Origin of the sequence: Amycolatopsis dongchuanensis, assembly GCF_039542405.1 — a bacterium.
Classification (GTDB): Bacteria; Actinomycetota; Actinomycetes; order Mycobacteriales; family Pseudonocardiaceae; genus Amycolatopsis_E; species Amycolatopsis_E sacchari.
Window position 1 is genome coordinate 1 of the sequence record NZ_BAABIB010000083.1, and the last position, 2806, is coordinate 2806.

General features: G+C 64.6%; 2 protein-coding genes. One reads left to right on the forward strand and one right to left on the reverse strand.

From position 1 onward, the window contains the following. Positions 1-669 precede the first annotated feature (669 nt). Positions 670-1080 carry a winged helix-turn-helix transcriptional regulator gene (locus ABFX51_RS22725; protein WP_346054847.1) on the forward strand — a complete coding sequence of 137 codons (411 nt, stop codon included), beginning with the start codon at positions 670-672 and terminating at the stop codon, positions 1078-1080. On the opposite strand, the gene ABFX51_RS22730 is transcribed toward ABFX51_RS22725, so the two are convergent. Next, positions 1068-2806: AfsR/SARP family transcriptional regulator (locus ABFX51_RS22730; protein ID WP_428832493.1), on the reverse strand; the 1739-nt coding region annotated here is incomplete at its 5' end. The two genes, ABFX51_RS22725 and ABFX51_RS22730, sit on opposite strands and share 13 nt — an antisense overlap.

Here is a 2806-nt window from a genome sequence, read left to right on the forward strand (position 1 = left end):
CCATCACGCCACGATCTTGCCCACACCTCCCTCAAGATCCAAGTGAGACACGCTCTTAGCCTCGCTTCGGCAACCTCACGTCTCCATGATCGTAGACGCGCTGCACACGACGACAACTTCGGAAAGTCATTACGCAGGCAAATAGAACCAACAGCGAAATGAACAAAGGCCAGGACTGGGGCAACTCCGTCTACACACAAAGGAAGATTGACGCGAACCGAATGTCGAGAACAAGACCAGCTCGACTCGGCCGACGCGACATCAACACCCACACGAGCCGAGCCGAGTCAACTGCCACGCCCAACCTCGCCCCAGTACTGATACCCCTTCCGGGGGATACCGAGGCTTGGAGACAACAGGAAGGGACGGGCCCCACCCGACCTGCGTCTTGTCCACACAGAGGGGCTTCCCGCTTAATCGGCAAGTCCACAGCCACGAGGCTGGGAAGATGGACCGGCAAGCGAAGAAGCACGAGCCGAGGACAGCCTGTTCGTCCAGATCTCACGCAACTGGGTGATTCTCGTGCCTCTGAGTAGAAATACTCGTGTCTTCACGGCCGCGAGCGGCGATCATGGGCACTCAGGTGGCGCTGTTGGCATTGGTCCCGGCGCGGGACCGGACGAATGCCTTCTCCAATCAGCGTACCGTCGCGAACATCGGAGGGGAAGAATGGAAGTCGGTTCGGAGGAACTATCCAGAGGTTTCGACCTGATCCAATGGCTCCAGGGAAAATGGGTCCCGGATATCGTGGTCGCACTGTGGAACGGGCCTAAACGCTTCAACGACCTATTCGTGAGCGCGCGGGAATTGAAGCTCATCCACCGGTGGTCGCGCAGGGACAGCACATTGTCGCGGGAAGTGTTTTCCGAGACGCTGCATCGCATGGAGGCTGACGGCCTCCTGACGCGAAACGAAGACAACTCGTCAGTTCCGCGGTCGGTGTGGTACGAGCTGAGCCCGGAGTTGAAGGATCTCCTCGGTAGGCGTTCCTGGGCTGCGCTGGAGTGGGCTGTCGAGCACGAGGACTTGCTCGAACGGGCTCGCCGTCGTCGGCAGGAGGGCTCGGGTCACGACGGGTGATTCGGGATTGACGAGGTCTCCGCCCGCCTCCGCTGTCCCTCGGTCTGCAGGGCACGGGCCAGCAGCGTGGTAGCCGCGGCCGGCCGGTCACCGGTTTCGGCGAGCATGCTTGCGAGTAGATGGTGAGTCCGGCTGATCGCGTCGGTCATTCCGAGTTCGGCCTGGACACGCATGATGTCCCGGTAGATCTCTTCGTTCTCCGGGCTGAGGAGTCGGGCGTGCTCGAGGAGCTGGAGCCGACGGTGCGGATCGCTGGTCCGGTAGTGCGCGGCGAGACCCGCGAGCGCGTCCAGCGCGCTGCGATGCGCGGCCTCACGCGGCCCCTCGATCCAGAGCGCGGTGAGGTCCTCGGCCAGATCTCCGTGGTAGAGCGCGGCGAGCCTCGCCCAGGCCGCGACGCGTTCCTCATCCGTTCTGGCGGTACGCCGAGCGTGATTGGCTTCCTCAAAATCCCAGTAGTCGACTTCGATGACTTCAGGGTTCAGGCCAATGTGCTCGCCGTGCTGGATGAGTAGGTCGTCCTCGTTTCCCGTAGTGTCCTTCAGCGCCTTGCGAATCTGGGAGAGCGTGGCGTAGTACGCGTTGAACGGGCGGCGTCCTCCAGCCTGTGGCCACAGCGCTTCGTGCACCACCTCGCGGGTGGTCCCTTGCGGATGCAGTGCGAGGAAGACGAGCAGTGCGCGTTGCTTTGGCGCCAGCCGCTCCGTCAGGTCTTGTTCTCCGTTTGCTTCCTGCCGGTAGTACAGGGAAACCTGGCCGAGTAGCGATAGGGCGAACGGCTTCCTGGCGTGATCGGAGCTGTCGTCCGTCACGTCGTCGAGGGCAGGCCCCGACTGTTCCTGGCGAGACGGTTCTGTCGTTTCCGGAGTCGAAGGCGGCTCCTCAGTAGGACCCGTGGCCTCGGCGAACAACGTGATGAGGTCCCGGGTGTCCTGGGCGTCGAGGTGGAACATGCGGGCACCCACCAAGCTCGCGAGAATCGGACTGGCAGCCGTCACGATGCCGTCGGCACCGATCCGCAAGGTTCCTCCCGCGGGCCAGTGTCCTAGTAGGACCCCGATGACGTGACGGTCGGCGTCGGCGACCAAAGCCTCAAGCTGAGGGTGGGGGCCGGAAACGGAAGCGACCAGGGCGGTCGAGCCGGGCGGCGAGTCCTCGATCGCGGCGATCGCGGTGTCCAGGTCGGGCGTGATCCGAAGGCGGGAGGACTCGGGGAGGTCCGGCCCGAGCAACCGTATGGCGTCGGGCCGAGGCATGAAGACGGTGGGACCGGTGTCGGCGACCAGATGGATCAGCAAGGCACGGACGGCCGCCTCGGCACCGGCTCCGGTCAGTCCAAGCCCGTGCAGAGCCGCCACGTCCGCGGCGGAAGCGTGCCCATCGATCACGGCCAGCTCCACCTCGGGCGAGCGCACGCCCCTGATGTCGGGAGCGGACGCTCCTGCGGAGCCGGCCTCGTCCTCCATCCGTGTCTGGTCGTCGGCGAGTCGTAGTGCGTGTACCACCGGAGCGAGCGGGGGCAGGGGTTCCTGGTCATCGCTGCCGGGCCGGTAAGCGCGCCGTCGACGACGATGCAGGAGCAGAAGGGCAGCTGCGACTGTGCCGGCGAGTCCCGCCAGGACGAATGCGCCCGTGGCGAGGTCCATCCCTTTGCCCGGAGTGGGCCTAAGGGATGTCTCGTAACTCGTGTTGTGGTTGGTGGGGCTGGTGTTGCAGTCAGTCGGCG